The 19,030-nt window shown below is 39.3% G+C and carries 17 protein-coding genes; 1 reads left to right on the top strand and 16 read right to left on the bottom strand.

Annotation, left to right across the window (positions count from 1 at the left end):
- Nucleotides 1–360: 360 nt before the first annotated feature.
- Nucleotides 361–1,125 carry a YdcF family protein gene (locus DXY16_RS00705; protein WP_244281472.1) on the bottom strand — a complete coding sequence of 255 codons (765 nt, stop codon included), beginning with the start codon at nt 1,123–1,125 and terminating at the stop codon, nt 361–363.
- Between the two features lie 337 nt (nt 1,126–1,462).
- On the opposite strand from DXY16_RS00705, the gene DXY16_RS00710 reads away from it, so the two are divergent.
- Nucleotides 1,463–2,710, top strand: a complete 1,248-nt coding sequence (locus tag DXY16_RS00710; RefSeq protein ID WP_115118565.1) for a glycosyltransferase — start codon at nt 1,463–1,465, stop codon at nt 2,708–2,710.
- A 1-nt stretch (nt 2,711) separates the two neighbouring features.
- Here the strand turns inward: DXY16_RS00710 and wecB are convergent, their stop codons facing one another.
- From wecB to DXY16_RS00785, 15 genes are all read right to left on the bottom strand, one after another.
- A complete protein-coding gene (wecB, locus tag DXY16_RS00715; RefSeq protein ID WP_115118567.1) occupies nt 2,712–3,839 on the bottom strand; it encodes a non-hydrolyzing UDP-N-acetylglucosamine 2-epimerase in 1,128 nt (375 codons plus the stop codon).
- Nucleotides 3,836–4,861: a polysaccharide biosynthesis protein gene (locus DXY16_RS00720; protein ID WP_115118569.1), complete on the bottom strand. Its 1,026-nt coding sequence runs from the start codon at nt 4,859–4,861 to the stop codon at nt 3,836–3,838. Before DXY16_RS00720 ends, wecB begins: the two co-directional genes overlap by 4 nt.
- Nucleotides 4,839–5,714 carry an SDR family oxidoreductase gene (locus tag DXY16_RS00725; protein ID WP_115118571.1) on the bottom strand — a complete coding sequence of 292 codons (876 nt, stop codon included), beginning with the start codon at nt 5,712–5,714 and terminating at the stop codon, nt 4,839–4,841. The genes DXY16_RS00720 and DXY16_RS00725 overlap by 23 nt, the downstream gene beginning before the upstream one ends.
- Complete coding sequence (locus tag DXY16_RS15340) at nt 5,711–6,787, bottom strand: glycosyltransferase (RefSeq protein ID WP_115118573.1); 1,077 nt, start codon at nt 6,785–6,787, stop codon at nt 5,711–5,713. Before DXY16_RS15340 ends, DXY16_RS00725 begins: the two co-directional genes overlap by 4 nt.
- Nucleotides 6,788–8,098: 1,311 nt before the next feature.
- Nucleotides 8,099–9,268 (bottom strand): DegT/DnrJ/EryC1/StrS aminotransferase family protein, encoded by a 1,170-nt coding sequence (locus tag DXY16_RS00735; protein ID WP_115118575.1) that lies wholly within the window; start codon nt 9,266–9,268, stop codon nt 8,099–8,101.
- A complete protein-coding gene (locus DXY16_RS00740; RefSeq protein ID WP_115118577.1) occupies nt 9,265–10,185 on the bottom strand; it encodes an NAD-dependent epimerase/dehydratase family protein in 921 nt (306 codons plus the stop codon). The genes DXY16_RS00735 and DXY16_RS00740 overlap by 4 nt, the downstream gene beginning before the upstream one ends.
- Before the next feature lie 493 nt (nt 10,186–10,678).
- The gene (locus tag DXY16_RS14240; protein WP_137006991.1) at nt 10,679–11,614 is read right to left on the bottom strand and encodes a hypothetical protein; all 936 of its coding nucleotides are present in this window, start codon (nt 11,612–11,614) and stop codon (nt 10,679–10,681) included.
- Between the two features lie 95 nt (nt 11,615–11,709).
- Nucleotides 11,710–12,582 carry an SDR family oxidoreductase gene (locus tag DXY16_RS00745; protein WP_244281473.1) on the bottom strand — a complete coding sequence of 291 codons (873 nt, stop codon included), beginning with the start codon at nt 12,580–12,582 and terminating at the stop codon, nt 11,710–11,712.
- Nucleotides 12,560–13,327 (bottom strand): SDR family NAD(P)-dependent oxidoreductase, encoded by a 768-nt coding sequence (locus tag DXY16_RS00750; RefSeq protein ID WP_115118581.1) that lies wholly within the window; start codon nt 13,325–13,327, stop codon nt 12,560–12,562. The genes DXY16_RS00745 and DXY16_RS00750 overlap by 23 nt, the downstream gene beginning before the upstream one ends.
- An 11-nt stretch (nt 13,328–13,338) precedes the next feature.
- Nucleotides 13,339–14,181 (bottom strand): sugar phosphate isomerase/epimerase, encoded by an 843-nt coding sequence (locus DXY16_RS00755; RefSeq protein ID WP_115118583.1) that lies wholly within the window; start codon nt 14,179–14,181, stop codon nt 13,339–13,341.
- 203 nt (nt 14,182–14,384) lie between these two features.
- Nucleotides 14,385–14,822, bottom strand: coding sequence for a VOC family protein (locus DXY16_RS00760; protein WP_115118585.1), 438 nt, complete (start codon nt 14,820–14,822; stop codon nt 14,385–14,387).
- Nucleotides 14,819–16,195 carry an aspartate aminotransferase family protein gene (locus DXY16_RS00765; RefSeq protein ID WP_115118587.1) on the bottom strand — a complete coding sequence of 459 codons (1,377 nt, stop codon included), beginning with the start codon at nt 16,193–16,195 and terminating at the stop codon, nt 14,819–14,821. Before DXY16_RS00765 ends, DXY16_RS00760 begins: the two co-directional genes overlap by 4 nt.
- Before the next feature lie 2 nt (nt 16,196–16,197).
- Nucleotides 16,198–16,929 carry a cytidylyltransferase domain-containing protein gene (locus tag DXY16_RS00770; protein WP_115118589.1) on the bottom strand — a complete coding sequence of 244 codons (732 nt, stop codon included), beginning with the start codon at nt 16,927–16,929 and terminating at the stop codon, nt 16,198–16,200.
- Between the two features lie 6 nt (nt 16,930–16,935).
- The gene (locus tag DXY16_RS00775) at nt 16,936–17,784 is read right to left on the bottom strand and encodes an N-acetylneuraminate synthase family protein (RefSeq protein ID WP_115118591.1); all 849 of its coding nucleotides are present in this window, start codon (nt 17,782–17,784) and stop codon (nt 16,936–16,938) included.
- A 579-nt stretch (nt 17,785–18,363) separates the two neighbouring features.
- Nucleotides 18,364–18,951, bottom strand: coding sequence for an SIS domain-containing protein (locus DXY16_RS00785; RefSeq protein WP_115118595.1), 588 nt, complete (start codon nt 18,949–18,951; stop codon nt 18,364–18,366).
- Between the last annotated feature and the right edge of the window lie 79 nt (nt 18,952–19,030).

A 19,030-nucleotide genomic window follows, 5' to 3' on the forward strand; every position in this document is an offset into this window, starting at 1 on the left:
TTCGATCCAAAAGAAATCTAGTAACAAGCAACCACTGTCTTTGCGAACAACTAAACCTCAACAAATCAAAACACTACCGCAATGGACAGAACATGAAGACAGCAAAAAGCCTATACACCACTACCACTACAACTACAACTGGAAACACCTTAAATAGCGACCAGATCGCCACTTATAGAAAAGACAAATATCGTAGCTAAAATCAAAACTAAAGCATATGAAAAACTTAAAAACCAAAATTGGATAACGACTTGAGAGTCTGTATAGGCAACTGAATCGGCTCGAAGCCTTGGCCAGTGTTCTCAAGGAGCAGAAAGCGGTAACCACCACTCTGCTTGGCAGATTAAAAGAAGGGACTCATTACCAGACCCTATAAACCAAACGTCCAAGCAGCTCCCGTAAAGCGCGGGAGCTTTCATCTAAGGCGTGTGCACTGGGGAACCACTGGGTAGGATCACGCCAAAGAGGACCGGCCCAACCTGCACGGGATTGAAAATCTACAGGGAAAGGCTGAACACCAAGACCCTGGCGTTGAAACACTCGCTGCGCTCGTTTCATGTGAAAGGCACTCGTGACAAGCAAAATCTTGGGAGGTGCAGAATTAGCGTGGAATGTCGGCGTGGAACTCTCATTCGCTTCGAAGAGATTTCGAATCTGGGAAGCTTCTTCTGCGGTATTAACAACGGCTGAGGTCACCACGATTGAATCTGATGAAATACCCTGTCTCTCGGCTTCCTTCCGATACAAATGACCTTCCAGGGGCTGCCCAGGTCGAAACGGGCTGGTTCCGCCAGTGAAAAACAATAGCGGCGCCTTACCAGCCCGATACAACTCCAAACCGGCCAGAAACCGATCAGGATCCTGCCATTCGCTAAAACGAGCCGAACCAAGTGCGGGGTGAAGTCCACCACTCAACACGACGATGGCATCTACATTTGACACTGCTTCTACACGTCTGCGCTGCCAGGGTGACTCCAAACAACGCCATAACATCTGGCTGACAAAACCAAGGGAAAAGAACCACAAAAGCAGCACAGCGGTGATCACAGGCCAGCGCCATCGAGCGATTAACCCAACCAGCAACAAGAGCAGGCTCAGCCCCAGTGGCAAAACCGCAAGGGGCATGATCTTACTCACGAAATAACCGATCACAGCAATCTCGAAGACTTCAGGTTGAAGGAGGCAGCCGACTTGCCATGGGACAATGTACTCAAAGCAATGTGGAAGAGCATAGTGAGCTTGTACTAAAATTTGGACGAAAGGAATCTAAGACTTTTGATTTGGATAAAACAATCTCAAAGCAGGGACGCCTGACATCCTGTAGAAGCAAAGAATCAACAATGAGAACACAGGGGAAGAAGAAGGCGGGATGAAACTCAACATCAGAAAAGAAAGAAAGAACCAAGAAAACAACTAGGAGGTTCGAAGTCATGATAAGATAGAAAAAAGCTCGGCAAATATCATGAGCAGTATTGAAAAAAAGGACAATTCTAGAATTGTATTCATTAGCGATAGCTACCCACCAAGCATTGACGCCACCTCAGCACTGAATGCTGACATTATAGAAAAGATATCAGAAAGGAATGAAATTACACTAATACTACCCTCGGAACTTAGGGAAACATTAACCAAAAAAACAAGTTTATTCAAAAGGGAGGGTAATAAATACACAAGGCTACTGCCGATACCATTTGCCAAAACTAAGAGCAAAGGACTTAAAATAATAAAATTTCTAGCATATGCAGGAGGCTGCTGGGCATACGTAATGCTAAAAAGGCATCCTAGAAACACGTATATAATACACTCTTCGCCACCAATAAACATACCGCTGTTCGCAATTCTGATAGCCTGCCGCAACCTTGTTTCACGCAAAAGGCGAAGGTCAATCGCCTACATACACGACCTGTATCCTGACATTGTGCAAGAACTAACAAAAACAAATGCAATGCTAAGGCTAATATATAGAGTCACAAAGAGAATATACAGCATATCCTACAACTCTTTCGACGCTGTGATAACTTGCTCAGAAAGCATAAGCAAAGTCATAAACAAGAATTACGACGTACCAAAAAGAAATATAATAACGATTTGGAACTGGAGCTTAACAGAAAGCGTAGAAGTAAAGGAAGTACCCATTCGATCTAGAGAAAAAGGTGGGAGGAACCCTATCTACTGCATAGGAAACTTTGGGATATTACACATGCCGGAAGATTCAATAGACTTACTTAGCACAATCGCCAAAAATACTGATCAGAAGATAAATTTATACTTGCGTGGAACACATGCAAGAAGATTGAACTCGAGGTTTAAGGAACAAAAAAACAATGTGCGAATATGCAAGTACATGACACTGGAAGAGCTAAAGCATACTTACTTAACCGAAAACCCGATTACATTTGTGTCACTGAATAGGAAATCATCTCTATACGCATTCCCCAGCAGAATAGCCACAGCTATATCACTTGGGTCACCAATAATATTCTTTAGCGATGACCATGAGCAAAATCCAATAAGCAGGATAATATGCAGAGAAAAAATAGGGGTATGCTTAAAGAAAACCGAAAGCAGTGCGGAGATCGAAAAGAAGATATTAGAAGTGAAGATCAACTACAAAGAATATTCTCTAAGATGCATTGAATACTATAAAGCGATTATGTGCAAAGAAAAGAACATAGAAAAAATAACAAGTCTAATAAAGAGCCTAGAATAACTTATTTATGCCAACAATAAAAATTGATATAGTCAATATAACCTAGAACAATTCTGAGCACTTTTTTAGAGACATTTTCAGAATGATAATCAGAAACGGTGCCGATTCTTGATTGAATAGAAGAAGATTGGGATAAAACAACTGATATATTATGTAAAACGGAGTCTGGGTCTAAGGAGGAAAGATATAACGTACCTGAATCGATTCCTTCAGGCCTCTCATGTGCTGAACGGACTGTGATTGATTTCAGGTTGAGAAGAGAAGTTTCCTCTGAAATAGTTCCACTGTCGGATATTATTAGCTTAGCAGACTGCTGAAGTTGGATATAGTCGGTGAAACCAAATGGCTTTAAAAAACGAATTAATGGACTGAGTTCTAGATCAGTATTGCAAGAAAGAAGCTTTTTTTTAGTTCGTGGATGAGTAGAGACAATAACTGGGAGGTTGTATTTATAAGCGATCGAGTTAAGCGAAGATAACAACATAGCTAAATTAGAAGGTGAATCAATATTTTCCTCTCGGTGAAGACTAACAAGAAAGTAAGAATCAGAGGAAAGGGAAAGTTCGCGAAGTATGTTTGAAGAATTAATTTTGTGCATATAAAAATCTAAGACTTCTTTCATGTGAGATCCTGTCTTAAATATAGTCTCAGGTCGAATACCCTCAGAAATCAAATAACGCCTTGCATGTTCAGAAAGTACAAGATTTACATCAGAAAGATGGTCTACAACTTTACGATTGAGTTCCTCAGGAACGCGTTGGTCAAAAGAACGGTTGCCAGCCTCCATATGGAATACAGGTATTTTTCGACGTTTTGCTGGTATAATTGAAAGGCAGGAATTTGTATCTCCATAAAGGAGAATAGCATCTGGTTTAACTTGGTCCATAATATTATCGGCTTTAGCAATAATTAGGCCAATTGTCTCTGCTACAGAATCACCGACTGCGTCTAAATAATGATCGGGCTGACGAAGCTCCAAGTCATCGAAAAATATCTGATTAAGTTCGTAATCATAATTTTGACCTGTGTGAACTAAAGTGTGGTCAGTAAATTTGTCAAATTCAGAGATTACGCGGGAAAGCTTGATAATCTCAGGGCGTGTTCCTACGATAGTAAGTATTTTTTTCATGAAATAAGAGACCTAATGAATGGAAGAGATGATAGCAGGTCTACAAGAGAGTCAATACCTAAGCGTGTTGTATTGTGAGAAGTGTAGTCAGATATTGGGTCTAACGATGAAGAACCATCGCTAAAATAAGAACTATAATTAAGATCACGTGTATCAGGGGGAATTCGATAATAGCGACCAATATCTACCGACTTTGCCATCTCTTCTCTAGAGACTAGGGTTTCATAAAGCTTTTCACCATGGCGAGTTCCAATGACCTTAAGTGGAACATTTTTGTCAAAAATAATTTTCAATGCATTGGCAATATGTTCAACTGTAGCTGCTGGTGATTTTTGGACAAACAGATCACCTTGGCCTCCATTGGCCATTGCATGGAGTACGAGATCTACAGAGTCATCAAGGGACATTAGAAATCTGGTCATTTTAGGGTCGGTAATGGTTAGAGGCTGACCATTGAGGATCTGGGAGGTAAATAATGGGATAACCGAACCTCTTGATGCCATCACATTTCCATATCGAGTTGAATTAAATATTGTTCTATCAGATTGATGGTGACGGGAATGTGCAATGAGAATTTTTTCAGCCATAGCTTTAGATAGACCCATGGCATTAATAGGGTAAACTGCCTTATCTGTACTGAGTAGAACCATACTTTTAGCAACACCAACGGCAGAGACTGCTCTAAGTAAATTTTCAGTTCCAAGAATATTGGTTTGAACAGCTTGTGATGGAAAGAATTCACAAGAGGGAACTTGTTTCAAAGCTGCGGCATGAAAAATATAGTCGACACCCTTGACGGCATCGTACAAACTATCAAATGAACGAACATCACCAAGATAAAAAGATACATTGCTAGTATTTATACTGTTGCGTAGATCATCTTGCTTTTTTTCATCTCTACTAAAAATTCTAATTTCGGAAGCATCATAATCATTAACTAATCTATTCAATAATGTACTACCAAAAGATCCCGTGCCACCAGTAATCAAAAAGACTGAATTAGAAAATTGCTTTGTGTCCATCGTCGTTATGGTGAGCATGCATGGCTTTAATCATGTTTAGCCAAGTAGGAGGATTGTAGCACAACAAACTTTGCAATCGCTTGGAGTTTAGACTCCTGTCGATAGAAACGGACGAGTCGGGCAGAATACAAATGTCTCGATTGTAAACGTTTTTGACTATATCTAATAGAGTGAATTTATCAATTTTTGGTCCGGCGAGATTTAACAGACCTGAGACACGTGATTTAGAGAGGAGATAAGTGTGCAAGAATTGAGAAAGTTCTAAGGTAGTAAGCCCGGAAAAAAAAGCATTTTTAAAACCATTACATTTGTCTTGTCTCAAGAACCATTCCAGCAAGCCATAAGAGGTAGAAAGCTCATGTCCGACTGTTGAGGTACGCAGGGTGAGCACATTGGGAATGTTGGATACTTCGCCTAAGTGCTTACTTTTACCATAGACATCTAACGCATCAGGAGAATCAAGCTCAGAATAATCACCACGTGATCCTGCGAAGACACAATCAGAAGAAATATGTATAAGATGAAAGCCAAATTCTATAGAGTTATTGGCAAGAAAATGTGGTAAATATGAATTAACTGGGCAAGCGTATTCAGTAAGACTGGAGTTTGGTAAATGCTTAGTTAATCCGGCACAGTTAATAACAACGTCAAAGGAATTGAATTTAAGATAGTCTCGCAGCTGATTAAAGTTAGTAGCATCAAGTTGAGCAGACCTGATTCGATCAGGTAGCCGCCGAGCAAGAATATCTGGTTTTCTGCAGATTGTGTGAAGATCGTAAATATTATGGTCAGCAAAAAAAGATAATATTGTAGATCCGATAAGTCCGGAGCCACCCAGAATGAGAGTTTTCATGGGTGAAAAAGAGTTGAAATAAAATCTGAGGTATCCATAATAAAAGGAGGTGAAGGTTTATGCTTAAGAAAGCGCATTACACAGTGAGCAATAGAGAGTGGGGAGCATGAATTAAAGGTGTCAAAGGGAATTGAGACATCATAGACGTAGTCAAGATCAGAGGAAAGGATGGGTAGCTTTTCCAAACTTGACTCTGCTAAGGGCATGCCGAAAGACTCTGTAGTAGATGGATATATAAGAGCATCAGAAAGCTGCATATAACATAGTACGTCGGATCTTGAAATAGACCCTAAATTGACAATATTTAAATCAGAGGATGAAGATGTATCGGATATTTGCTTGAATAATTTTGGGTAGTCAATTCGTGAAACAGTTAAATATAGGCAGGGGTTAAGGCCATAACTGGATAAAATTTTCCACGCAATAAGGAGATTAAGATGATTCTTATGATACTCACCAGAAGCAGGGTAGAAAAAAGAAAAACTATGACTTTTGGTTTTTGATGGAACCAAGTTTAAAGATTCGGAATTAGATTGAGAAACATGCATATATGGAATAAAAGGTCGGAGATGGACTGGATTGAAGAATCTAGGATACGCTTTCTTGAAAATATTAAACATCGTCTTTGATTGGACAAAGACTTGATCAGCATTTCGCAAAAAGAAAGCGAAGTGGATTCGTTCATATAACAACCTAGGAATAATTTTTAAGCGGCTGCTGAATAATTTGAGCAGCGAACAAACAAGCAATGAATTATGAAGATACAGTATTGTTTTACAGTCAAGCTTTAATATCGGCGGTAGATTTCCAAAACACAAACATACATCATAATAGCGAGAGATTCTATAAATACTATAATAGGAGAAAATACGATTAGGGAGTGAAGGATTGATTGGGTAAAAAACTATTTTTGAAGTAAGGCTAGCAGGGGGAATATAACGATTGTCGCATACAACCAGAATTCTAGAAATACAGCTATTTACATCTAGAGAGGTCAAAAGGGAACCCAGTAAGATATTAGCGCCGCCTGAATGGATGTTATTGGCAAACAATAGAAGAGAGTGGTTACTCATAGAGAATATGATGCTAGGAAAGAAGAAATATGGAATGATAAGGGAAATATTTTAAATGCTCATTACTATAAACTATATTAAAAGAGAGCATGGCAGGAAGAAAAACGAATAGAGCAAAAGAAAATTTGGTTTTTAGTGAAGAGGACCTCGCTAGGGCAAAGAGAAGCAGCAGAAAGACAACAAGTGAGGTACCTCTGGTTGCTAGAATTTGGTAACCAAACAAAATGGAGAATCCATACATCAAAACAATAAGAATAGAAGCAATTATATAGAATTTTTTTTCGTGGTAAAAGGGTGCACAACAAACCAAGAGTGAAATAATAAGTCTTTCGGCGAAACCAAAGAAACTAGCGCCAAAACTTAATGATTGATAAGTCGCAATGGAAGTAGAAAAGCGTGCATAAAATACGACAAATACTAGAAATAGTATAAAAAGAACTGGGATTATGTATGGAATAGAATGCATCAATCGATATGCCCTTAAACGTAGGGCAGAATAAAACAACAATATAGATGCAGATTTCTTAGTAAGGAGCTTGTTGAATAATGAAAGGCTGATATAGAAGAATAATGCGAAGCAAAAGGAGGGAATGTGGGCAAAAAATGCTGCAAATAATATGACATATCTAAAATCTGCAATGAACTTTGAAGGTTCTCGGAAACCTAAGGCAGAGCACCAAGAAACTTGAGTTGTTAAAAACAACAGGAGTAAGGTAAGTGATAAGGCTTCTTTTAGAAGACCGAACGATGGAACATATAGAATAAGGAAATAGAGTGAAGAAAAGAGAAGTGGAAAATAATGACGTGTGGAAATATAAAATATCAGCAGCGAAATTAAGAACAGGTAAAGAACCCTGTAAGATAAACAGTCGAGAAGAGAAAGATTTACCATATAACTTCCCAACGAATACAAGGAGCCCCAATCCGCAAGAACAAGATTATTAGAACATATTAATTGATAAGATTCAAAATCACTGCCTAGAAAGATAGAGGAGCCATAAACGAAGAAGAAAACAAGACTTGTGAGTATATTGAGATAATGAGAACGTGGGTAAAATATACTAAGTCCGCACAAAGTCCAGGCAAAAGAGTAAGGTAAAAGCATAACAAGGATGAATAAAACAATGGTTCAATTTCAAAATCTTGATGTAGAGAAACCTAAAAGATTAGATATCGATGAGGGGCTGCATTAATCTAGGAAAGAGGATTTTTGTCTTGAAGTAGGTAGCAAAAGAGGTGGAAAGCAGTACTTGGTGAATGCTACAAGCAAAAGACTATGATGACGTAATTCTGACAAGCAGCTCATTAATATCATACAAATGACAAGTTTGACAACTCAGATATCGCGTCGTCAAGTGGAAAATGATGATTACCGATGAACAAACCATAGTTGTGGATATGGTCGGCATTAGGTAATGCTGTTGGAACCTCGGCATGAAAATACTTCATGACATCATTCCTTGTAAAATTTCCAGCAACTATAGGACGACATTCGAATCCAAGTAGATTTAGTTTATCTAGCAAGTCCTTTCTTCTAACCGTTGAACCAGGACGGATAGTGAGGCTAAAGCCAAACCAACTACTCTGACCTATTTCTTTTTGTATTAATAAATCTGGATGACTTTGGAGTTTACGTTGAAACTTAATTCCATTTTCACGACGTTCCAGTACAATCTTTGGAAGCTTTTTCAATTGTTCCAGACCAATCGCACCAGATAACTCTAGTGGGCGGAGGTTATATCCAGGAAGTATGAATCTGAAAGATTCCATAAAGGGATCCTGATCATTTATTTGGCATAATTGATTATGACGGGGTAAATTACGTGTCCATCCATGGGCTCTGAGGCATTTCATTATGTGATATAGCTCCTCATCATCGGTGACGGTAAGTCCACCCTCCATTGTCGAAATGTGATGGGAGAAGAATGAACTAAATGATCCCATTATACCAAAACTGCCTGCTTTTTGATTCTTATATGTTGCCCCAAGGGATTCGCAATTATCTTCAATAAGGATGGCTCCAACATTGGAGGCTATTGATTCAATAACCGAAAAATTATTTGGATTTCCTAAAAGATTTACGCACATAATTAAACGTGTGTTCTCTGAAACAGCATTTGCTAGTTGGTCAAGATCATAGTTTAATGTTTCCAAATCAATATCAACAAATTTAAGCTTAAGCCCATATTGTAGCAATGGGGTGTAGGTAGTACTCCATGAAACAGCAGGTACAATGACTTCATCACCTTGCTTTAGTGGATTCTCGTTTGTAAAAAATAATGCTGCCACCATCAACAGATTCGCTGAGGAGCCAGAATTACTCATGACACAATATTTACTACCTATATATTGTGCAAATGACTTTTCAAACTGCTCAACATGATTGCCCATTGTGAACATGCGAGAATCAATAACACGCTTCATTGCATTGATCTCATCTGAATCCCAAGTCGAGAGTGCCAAGGGGAATTTGAAGGTCATCCGTTAATGGTGGAAAGGAAGTATTCGTAAGTTAATTTTATACCATCATTTAAACTAAACATGGGACGCCAGCCCCAGGCAATCTGTTTATTGGTTGAAACTTTTTTTCTCCTCATGCCTACTGGCATGTCAGTATTATGAACAAAGAAACCATCAAAGCCGATTATCTCCGCAGCTACTTCATAGTAATGGTTGATCGTGAAATCCTCACTTAAGCCTATGTTCATCAAAGGTGGTAATGAGTCATATCGATCAATACATTCAAATATACAATTGGCCAAATCTGTCGCATACATAAATTCTCTCTTGGCGAGTCCATCACCCCATATCTCAATATTTTGAACGCCAGATTGGACTGCTTTATGTATTTTATATATTATTGCTGGAATAAGATGCGACTTAGGAGGGAGGAAAGAATCATATCTACCATATATGTTGCAAGGGATAATCGTTTTGTACTGATAATTGGGATCCCTAGATATATATTGACAGAGACGTTGGCACATTATTTTGGCCAGGGCATATCCTTCATTGGTAGGCTCAAGTTCACCAGCGAGTATCATATCTTCAGTAAGTGGATCTTGACGACCTTTTGGATACATACACGAACTGCCTATATTTAGGAATCTATTAATGCCCAATGAGTGTGAAGCAAGGATAATATTCTTGCCTATATCAATATTTTGAACCAAAAAGTCTACGGGAGAGGCTATATTAGCCTGAATACCGCCAACTCGACCTGCGGCATGAACAACAATATCAGGTTTGCAATCGGAAATATATTTAAGTACTGATGAGTATTGAGTTAGGTCTAAGTCTGTTCGTCTTGGTGCAAGGATTTCGTGGGAATGATTACCACTAATTTCGAGTATGTTTGAACCGACAAGCCCACTGCCACCAGTCAAAAGGATTCGCATGACTAAAGATATTTTTTAATATAAAATGAAACGAAATGAGCAAGGCTGATTAAAAGCATTTTTAATTACAGGTATATAGTCAAATTTTTGGCGCATCGTTGAAACGTAACTAATACCATAATACACTATTAGCTATATAGAAGACTGCTTCTCTGGAGAAGCTAGGTGAGGATGCTGTAGCGACACAACCAATGATGTGTAGTGCTATTGGAAAACAGCAAGAAAGATGTGACATGCTCATTCTATTTCTTCTAGTGAGAAAGTTTTAGAGTGTTAGGTAGAATCAGGAGTTAGTAAAAAATTATTGAGATTGATTAGATATAAGGGGTAGGGGGGCAAGAGTTCAAGAGGGTGTTGGATTATAGTTACTTGTAAACTTATCTAATAAGTATTCGCTATATTGAGCAGCAGTGTAGGGATAATAAGGATTTAGCAGCAATATTTAGAGTGCAAGGTTCTTGCCTTAAGATAAAATGAAGTTAGTTTTTAGGGACTAAGGGCAATCGATAGAGATAATATTATCTAATTCATCTAGTAATCCACGACTACAATTGTACAATGTGCCACCCGAGGAGATGTGCAATGATGCAAGATACTCAAAGTCAGCTTTGATCGAATCACGATCAGCCATGAAGATTGATGCTTCAGTTTTTTTAATTAAAGGAAATTCAGGCAAGTAACGGATAGCTTGATTGATAAGAATTGTCAAAATATTCCTTGATGAGGTACGCAAAATAGCTTTGGATTTCGAAAATATATTGTCGTGATTGTAATAAGGTCCGCAAGAGCCATAAAGATGCACGGAATTGTCGGATAGATCCTTGTAAATATACTCTTTCTGATAGGAAGGAATTTCTACGCCAATAATAGTAATGGGGTTACACCCCATAAGGATTGCGAGGGCTAATGCATGCAGAGAGACTGTAGCGCCGGTTGAATAGGTGTTTCTGTAGCCATATGTCTTGGAGAGTAATGATTGAAGTGAGTTTTGAATACCAAGCAAAGCTCGTGCCTTCTCTATAGATTCTAATGATTTATTCCTCGGGCAAGATAATGAATTCTCTAGATGATGGTTATAGTAAATAAGGTTTCCATCAAAGTAGGAATAAGAAATTAGTAATTTACGAGAAATTGATCTAGGTGCTTGAAAGGCAAACGTCGACAAACCGACAAATACCTTTTTAGGTGAAATAGCCCTTATTGCAGCAGCGTGTTCAGTCAACCATGGTCGAATCCAATGTGGATTAGCAAATACCCAGTAATCTGTCTTGAAGTAGTTTTGGGCTCTTAAGGGAGTATCGCCAACAGAAAATATAACTCCATTAAATGTGCTATATGAATAATTAGCCCACGAAGGTGCGCCTCCAACAATTAAAGCAGGCTCACCAGAATGGGCACCGATAAAAGAATCTAATGTTGGATTGTCCATAATAGATAAATAATTTTATAATTAAGATAATCGAAAAGAGTAAAAGAAGATGGAATGTTCCTAAGGATCTAGATGAGATAACGTATAGACACTAGTTACCAGACACTCCTACCTCCATCCATAATCATATTATGCCCATTCATATAAGACGAGGCATCTGAGCATAAAAACTGTATAGCAGATCTATATTCACTATTATGGGCCATGCGACCAAGAGGAATTAGCGAAGATAAACGAGTAACAAACTCTTTGTTTTGATCGGTAAATACACCACCAGGTGATAATGCATTACATCGCACACCTTTATCGGCCCAATAAGTAGCTAGATATCGAGTTAAACCAATTAGTCCTGTCTTAATTACAGAGTAAGTCACAGGCTTAACGGCTTGCCTTTGCTCCTCTACGTCAGATTGTTGATACAAACGTTGATCAGGAGCTATTATAGATAAATCGGAGGCAATATTTAAAATAACTCCATCATCTGGACTTAATGCCATTTGATGACCGAAAATCTGACTACATAGAAAAGATCCAGTTAATCCAACCGCAATTTGTGAATCCCACTGCTCCCTCGGGAAATACTCAAAACGGGATGTATTTTCAATTAGATCATTTGCTTTTACCTTGGGATCAATAGCAGCATTATTTACAAGTATATTAATAGTCAGGGTAAGTCCTTCCACTTTTTGCTGGACGGATATAATTGAATCAATAGAGGTCACATCCATTAGAAAAGATAAGATCTTAGCTTGAGGAAATTCGAGTCTTAGTTTATAGAGTGCTTGATCAAGTGCATTGTGAGAAACATCAGTAAGGATTACACATGCACCACACTCCAGTAAAGCTGCAGCATGCTGCATTCCTAAAAGACCAGCAGCTCCAGTAATAAGAGCTGTTTTACCACGCAGATCAAAGGGCTTAAGCATAGCTTGAATAGGTGAGGGATTAGGACTTAGTTTGCCCACCATCAATAGTCCAGATAGCGCCAGTAACAAAATCTGCTTTTGGAGAGAGAAGATAATGAACAAGCTGAGCAATATTTTCGGGAGATCCGAATTTATTCAAAGAGACTTCTTTTTTTAACATGTCATAAACATGGACTTGATTCTCTTTAAGTTTAGATCTCCAGATAGAACCCTCAAATAGAATGTTTCCAGGTGCTATAGCATTAATTCGAACACCCTTTACGCCGAGGGGCCGAGCAATACCACGGACATACGCATTTAATGCGGCCTTTGCTGAGGAGTAAGTTACAGGTGCACCATTAACAACTTCTAGCCCACAGATTGAGGAAATACAGACTATAGACCCATTTGATTGGGTTAGAAGAGGAATTGAAGCTTCGACAACATTTGTAGTAGACAGAAAGTTATTGGCAAATACTCGTTTCCACTCATCAAAACTCTCCTCACCAGGTGGGACCGAGCGACCACTCCCAACATTGCAAACTAGAGAATCAAGACAGCCAAATTGCCGCTTAATATGAGTGATTAATCTTTCGGCTTCATTAGGGACAGAAACATCCGCAATATATCCGACAGAGCCTGGGAGAGAACGGACTGCTTGTTGGAGAGTGGTATTTTGGCGACCATTTAAGACAACATCATAACCCTCTGTATGCAGTTCTTTAGCAATAAAATATCCGATACCTTGGCTCGAACCAGTAACCAAGGCGACTTTTTTGGGAGTGAGTACATCAGAGGGAGGTGCCATAATTATTATAATTAAAAAGCCTTGGAGGATACGAGCAAACTAGAGATTGAATTAAAATACTGAGAGATTAAGTTAGCGTGATCACCATCTATTGAACGAGCAGTCTGAAGTATATAATTGCCATGATATTTTATCTTAGCCAACTCTAGAAAAACTAGATTGAAATCAGCATTCCCGGAGCCTAATGGAACAGTAGTTCCACCCAACAATCTATCCTTTACGTGTACATTCACAACTCGTTTTCCATATGTAGACAATTCCTCGACGGGATTATAGCCAAGAGAGGCACTGTTACCGATGTCATAATTGATCCCAAAAGAATGATGAGGGAAGCGACTAATAAAGCGACCTAATTCTTTAGGAGGGAGATCACTTTCGAATGCAACGCGTAAACCCTGGGCCTTGAAAAAATCTTCATATTTTACCATAAATTCAACAAAAAAATCTTCCTCTTTTGAGCTATTGATAGCACCATCATCAACTAGGGGTATAATTATTAGTTGAATTCCTAGCTTAGAACAAGCGCGAGCTATTGAAAAAAAATCCTTTATGAGCTCAGACTGTTCTACCCCTTTAGACTTCCAGAACGGTGCTTGCATAAAGCAATCTCCAGTCAAAGAAGGGATCGCCAGATCATAACATTTTGACAGATAAAGAATTTCTTGCTGGCCATCGAGTGTCATCAATGGGTTTTGATAGAGATAATCTTGATCTAAAGTCCATTCCATAAGAGAGATGCCAATATCTCTTGAGATGATGAATTCATCCCGCCAAGACTTCCAAGGGAATGCTTGTATTTTGCCATCTACAAGATCAGAAAGGCGACCTTGCATAAAACCAATTTCTTTAGCCATGATTCAACCTTATTAAACTTATAGAGGTGTACTTGGAATTGCCAAACATAGAAACATGTGGGGGGTGAGATGGTTGTAAGTTAATCTTAAATCATATAGTTTAATTTTCTGGAGTATCATCTTGTCCTTCACTAAGTGGCTGGGAGACTCAGACTTGGGAAAGTACATTGAAATATACACCTGGAGTAGCCGCACTAACTGTGTCATGATTTTAGTAATTCAACAAGTTCAAGGAGCACTCCTTCAGGACCTTGCGCATAAATCACTTTAACAAGTCCATCTGGAGAGTACTGAGGGGGCGCGGGAAAAATCACTTCTTCCATTCGAAGCTTTGAAACCAAGCTATCTAAATCAGTAACTGTTAAGGCTATGTGTGTCAAACCAATTGAGTAGGGTGTTCCTTTCCAAAAAGTGGCGTTATCATGAGAATGAAATTTAAGCAATTCGATCTGACCACTGACAGGGGCTGATAATTTGACAGTGGTGACATTCACATTTGATAAACCCATCATAGAATCAATATGAGTACCAGATTCTGTCATCTGTTTTACAATAGTAAAGCCAAGAATATCGCACCAAAAACGCAATGCTTTGTCGAGATCGTTAACCACAAGTCCAGTATGTCGAATCGATGTGATCATTTTGATGCCTCCTCAGCAATAGCATCTGCGAGTACATCAATTCCTTCCAGTAAAGCATCATCCTGAATAATAAGAGGTGGGCCTAACTTGATAGACTCACGGCCAGTATGTACAACAAGCAAACCCTTTTGCATACAACGCTCAGCGACTCGGCTTGTAAATGTACTATCAGCAGCACCAGTATCAGGGGAACGAAACAAAATGGCTGCGATTAAGCCCTTACCCAGCACTTCCGAGATGCGGTCGGGAAAACGGCGTTGGAGAGATCGTAAACCCTGAAAAAGCAGATTCCCCTTACGCTCCGCCTCATTCACTAAATCACGAGCCTCAAGCTCCTCTATAACAGCTAAACCAGCAGCACATACAAGTGGGTTAGCCGAGTGTGTACTACTCATATTTCCTATATCGGGTAAATCCATGACATCAGCGCGTCCAATCACCCCAGACAAAGGTACTCCTCCTCCCATTCCTTTTCCTGTGCAAATCAAATCTGGCATAACATCATAATGTTGGTAACCAAAGTTTTTGCCTGTACGTCCAAATCCAGATTGCATCTCATCGAAGGTCAATAGAATATTATATTTTTTACATATAGCTTCTATAGCTTTAACAAAATCATGAGGATAAAATACAGCACCCCAGCCTTGAAAGGTTTCAAGCATAAAACCAGATATGTCCTTGCTTATATCGATTCCTTGATCGAGAAGATGAGACAGTCCTCTCTGTAAGAACTCTTCCCCACAACCTTCATCCACAAGCCATGGATAAGGAAATGGGATATGATGTATATTTTGATCCTGATAGCCGATCCAATCACGCTGTTTGAAGTTACTACTCATCATCTGAGCACCAAGAGTTCGCCCATGCCAATTATTTTCTATACAAATTATCCCCTTTCGGCGCTTGTTGGAGCGCTGTCCATGCATGCGCATGAGTTTTAGTGCTGCCTCTGTCGCTTCAGTTCCTGCAGACAGCAAAAATGCTTTCTCAAAGGGTGTACCAGCAAATGAAACTAACTTTTCAAGATAAGCTGCTCGAATAGGATTGCAATAAGCATAACAGCTATATAGAGGTTGATCTAAAGAAGATTTAATGGCAGCAGAGACTCGCTCATTGGAATGACCAACGTTAGCTACAAAAATTGTTGAGGTGAAATCAATCCAACGATTGCCTGCAATATCTTCAACAAAAGAGTCTTTAGCCTTGGCCCAAACAATAGGGAGTTGGCCATGCATTGAACGAGATTCCACTTGATTTAAGCGCTCGAGAAGTTCAACAGTTCCAGGAGCTGGTATAGCTGTTTTAATAAGACGATAATCTGTATGAACAGTAGGGACTACTACAGGATTGACGGAGAAAACATGATCTGACATTCTCAATCCGGCCCAAATATAGATGACGATATACTAGGGTCTATTTCGATCAGTTGCTCAAGGCCGACAAAATCACTTTCTGTATCGATCTCAGGAGCTGGCGGGGTGAGAAAAGGTAGGACATAGTCTCCATGAATTATTTTATTGCGCAGGATAAAGCTCACAGATAACACATCGACATAGCCATTTGCAGAATAAGTATCGGGGAACACTTGTCGAGCATTATTTGCCATATCTAATTGTGTACTTTCGCTAAAAAGCCTCTTTAATCTTCCGTCCGAAGATAATTCAAACGTTTTATAGGCAGACTCAGACATTAAATGAACTGAACGAAGGGCAGTTGCTTGCTCTGATTCAATAAAAGCTTCTATTGCGTCATCAACTACGCGGGGATTACGAAAAGGTGTGGTTGGTCTTATATGAACGATGTATTCAGGCAATGTATTATTGGCGTCAAGCCATTCAAGGGCGTGCTTTATGAATTCATAATCTGTAGAAGTATCACCCGATATACTTGCAGGCCTAATAAATGGAACTTCTGCGCCTAAACCTATTGATAATGAAGCATACTCTGGAGAATCAGTAGAAACGATTGTCCTTTCAATTAGACGACTCTTTAGAGATGCTGCTATTGACCATTCGAGCAAGGAACGGCCCCCGAGAAGCCTAACATTTTTATTTGGTACACCCTTAGATCCAGACCTTGCTGGTATTAAAGCTATTATTTTTACCATAGATCATTAATGATTTGCTTCTAGCTCAAGGTGACCTCGAAGTTTTGCTGCTATAGGAACCTCAGCATCAATAACTCGTTTCTTACCATCTCCCATCGCTTTCTCAATCTTGCGGACTGCACCGACCAATTGGGTAAGACCAGAAGGCTCAATAGATGCAGATTGATCACTGCCATACATTGCACGATCTAGCGTAATATGTCTTTCAAGTGAAGTTATTCCCATGGCTGATGCCGCGTACGAGACTGCCAACCCAACTTCATGACCACTGTAACCTACATTACACTGATATCGCTCTCTCAAAGTATGTATCATGCGAAGATTGGCATCTTCATCCCGCATTGGATATGTAGAAACTGTATGCATTAGTTCAAAGGGGCAATTAGCGGCTCGAAAAATATCAACCGCATTTTGAATATCGTCATAGGTACTCATGCCAGTAGAAATAAAGGTATGTTTTTTTTCGTCTGCAACAAGCTTTAGGAGATCATCATAGACGAGCATTGCAGAGGCAATTTTATTGTACTTACAATTAAAATATCTTAAAAACTTTTGACTTTCTAGGTCCCATGCTGATGCAAACCAGTCAATATTTTGATCTTTACAGTGTTGAGATATTGCTTGAAAATTATCCTTGTCAAATTCTAGTGCTTGTTTTTGATCCCTTTGAGTATTTCCCCAAGGACTCACTCTTGGTTGACTCAAAAACTCCTCACCGTAGACTAGATTAATATCACGCTTTTGGAACTTAACTGCATCACAACCTGCTGCTGCTGCTACGCTCACTAATTCCTTTGCAATATCAAGATCACCGTTATGGTTGATCCCTACTTCAGCAATGATCGTGATACCCATGCATTCAAATTGGTTTACTTAATTTAAACCGATGACACGCCCAGATGTCAAGACAGCGCGCAAACCTCATCGACACTGAGATCACTAAGTTTTATTAATTTTTCAACAAAACTCCTGACAAAGCCGTTTCCACCATTCTTATCTATCGCTAAATCACAATACTGAAGGATCAGTGGATGTGCATCCTGGGGAGCAACAGAGAAGATTCCTTCTTTCAACATAATTGAGAGGTCATTTAGATCATTGCCAAGATAGATAGTGCCCAAGGGAGTCTTCGAGTGATTTATTAAATAGCTGCAGACGAAATCAAACTTATTGCTCTCAGATTGAAAACATTTAAGGTTTAGTTTTTGGCACCTTTTCTGCACGACGGGATTTGATTCCTTCGATAAAACAAAACAGTCAGGGATCCAATTGTTAATGACTGAAAAACGCCGTAGAATATCGAATGCTAACCCGTCAGATCGATCACACGCTACTGATTCAACACCGGTTTGATCTAGGTAAACTTTATTGTCGGTGAATACCCCGTCGAAGTCGAAAATTATGGTATGCACAATTTCCCAATGCGGTAACGAATTATTCATGAGAGACTAGGCCTAGATTTTTTTCTATCATATCGCATAGGATATGCGCCAATAAAATGTGTGTCTCCTGGACTCTTGCTGTTGAATAACTTGGAACAACTATTGAGTAATCAGCAATTGGTTTACAGACACCCCCATCTTTGCCAAGAAATGCCAGAGAAGATACTCCCATAGACTTAGCCTGTTGTATAGCAGCTACTACATTGGAACTATTTCCAGAAGTGGAAATTGCAAATAAAACATCTCCTTGTCGCGCAAGAGCCTCTACTTGACGCGAGAAAATATCCTCATAAGAAAAATCGTTAGAAATGCAAGTGATGGATGAGATATCTGATGCTAGGGATACTGCTCTTAATGGTTGTCTATTAATAGAAAATCTTCCCAGAAGTTCAGCCGCTATATGCTGACTGTCGGACGCACTACCACCATTTCCACATACAAATATCGTACCGCCTTTTTCAAGTGAGCTGACTAAAACGGATGAGAACTGTAAGAGAGGTTCCAGAGATAGATCAAGAGTGGATTTGATGACAGAAATATGCTCACAGAAATGAGCTTCGACAGCATGAGCACTGGTCATAAGGATAATAAGCGAAATGCTATTCTGAGAAGCCTATTTTTAAAGGAGAGAGCTGAATGGAACCATTGAAAGCATAATC

The sequence above is a fragment of the Synechococcus sp. UW105 genome (assembly GCF_900473935.1).
GTDB lineage: Bacteria > Cyanobacteriota > Cyanobacteriia > PCC-6307 > Cyanobiaceae > Synechococcus_C.

What these genes read in the sequence shown, in the direction of transcription:
- DXY16_RS14240 (WP_137006991.1), bottom strand. Translation starts at nt 11,614, where the DNA reads ATGGACAATCCAACATTAGATTCTTTTATCGGTGCCCATTCTGGTGAG.
- DXY16_RS00750 (WP_115118581.1), bottom strand. Translation starts at nt 13,327, where the DNA reads ATGGCACCTCCCTCTGATGTACTCACTCCCAAAAAAGTCGCCTTGGTT.
- DXY16_RS15340 (WP_115118573.1), bottom strand. Translation starts at nt 6,787, where the DNA reads ATGAGTAACCACTCTCTTCTATTGTTTGCCAATAACATCCATTCAGGC.
- wecB (WP_115118567.1), bottom strand. Translation starts at nt 3,839, where the DNA reads ATGAAAAAAATACTTACTATCGTAGGAACACGCCCTGAGATTATCAAG.
- DXY16_RS00720 (WP_115118569.1), bottom strand. Translation starts at nt 4,861, where the DNA reads ATGGACACAAAGCAATTTTCTAATTCAGTCTTTTTGATTACTGGTGGC.
- DXY16_RS00785 (WP_115118595.1), bottom strand. Translation starts at nt 18,951, where the DNA reads ATGACCAGTGCTCATGCTGTCGAAGCTCATTTCTGTGAGCATATTTCT.
- DXY16_RS00735 (WP_115118575.1), bottom strand. Translation starts at nt 9,268, where the DNA reads ATGACCTTCAAATTCCCCTTGGCACTCTCGACTTGGGATTCAGATGAG.
- DXY16_RS00740 (WP_115118577.1), bottom strand. Translation starts at nt 10,185, where the DNA reads ATGCGAATCCTTTTGACTGGTGGCAGTGGGCTTGTCGGTTCAAACATA.
- DXY16_RS00725 (WP_115118571.1), bottom strand. Translation starts at nt 5,714, where the DNA reads ATGAAAACTCTCATTCTGGGTGGCTCCGGACTTATCGGATCTACAATA.
- DXY16_RS00770 (WP_115118589.1), bottom strand. Translation starts at nt 16,929, where the DNA reads ATGGTAAAAATAATAGCTTTAATACCAGCAAGGTCTGGATCTAAGGGT.
- DXY16_RS00765 (WP_115118587.1), bottom strand. Translation starts at nt 16,195, where the DNA reads ATGTCAGATCATGTTTTCTCCGTCAATCCTGTAGTAGTCCCTACTGTT.
- DXY16_RS00755 (WP_115118583.1), bottom strand. Translation starts at nt 14,181, where the DNA reads ATGGCTAAAGAAATTGGTTTTATGCAAGGTCGCCTTTCTGATCTTGTA.
- DXY16_RS00775 (WP_115118591.1), bottom strand. Translation starts at nt 17,784, where the DNA reads ATGGGTATCACGATCATTGCTGAAGTAGGGATCAACCATAACGGTGAT.
- DXY16_RS00760 (WP_115118585.1), bottom strand. Translation starts at nt 14,822, where the DNA reads ATGATCACATCGATTCGACATACTGGACTTGTGGTTAACGATCTCGAC.
- DXY16_RS00710 (WP_115118565.1), top strand. Translation starts at nt 1,463, where the DNA reads ATGAGCAGTATTGAAAAAAAGGACAATTCTAGAATTGTATTCATTAGC.
- DXY16_RS00745 (WP_244281473.1), bottom strand. Translation starts at nt 12,582, where the DNA reads ATGGTGGGCAAACTAAGTCCTAATCCCTCACCTATTCAAGCTATGCTT.
- DXY16_RS00705 (WP_244281472.1), bottom strand. Translation starts at nt 1,125, where the DNA reads ATGCCCCTTGCGGTTTTGCCACTGGGGCTGAGCCTGCTCTTGTTGCTG.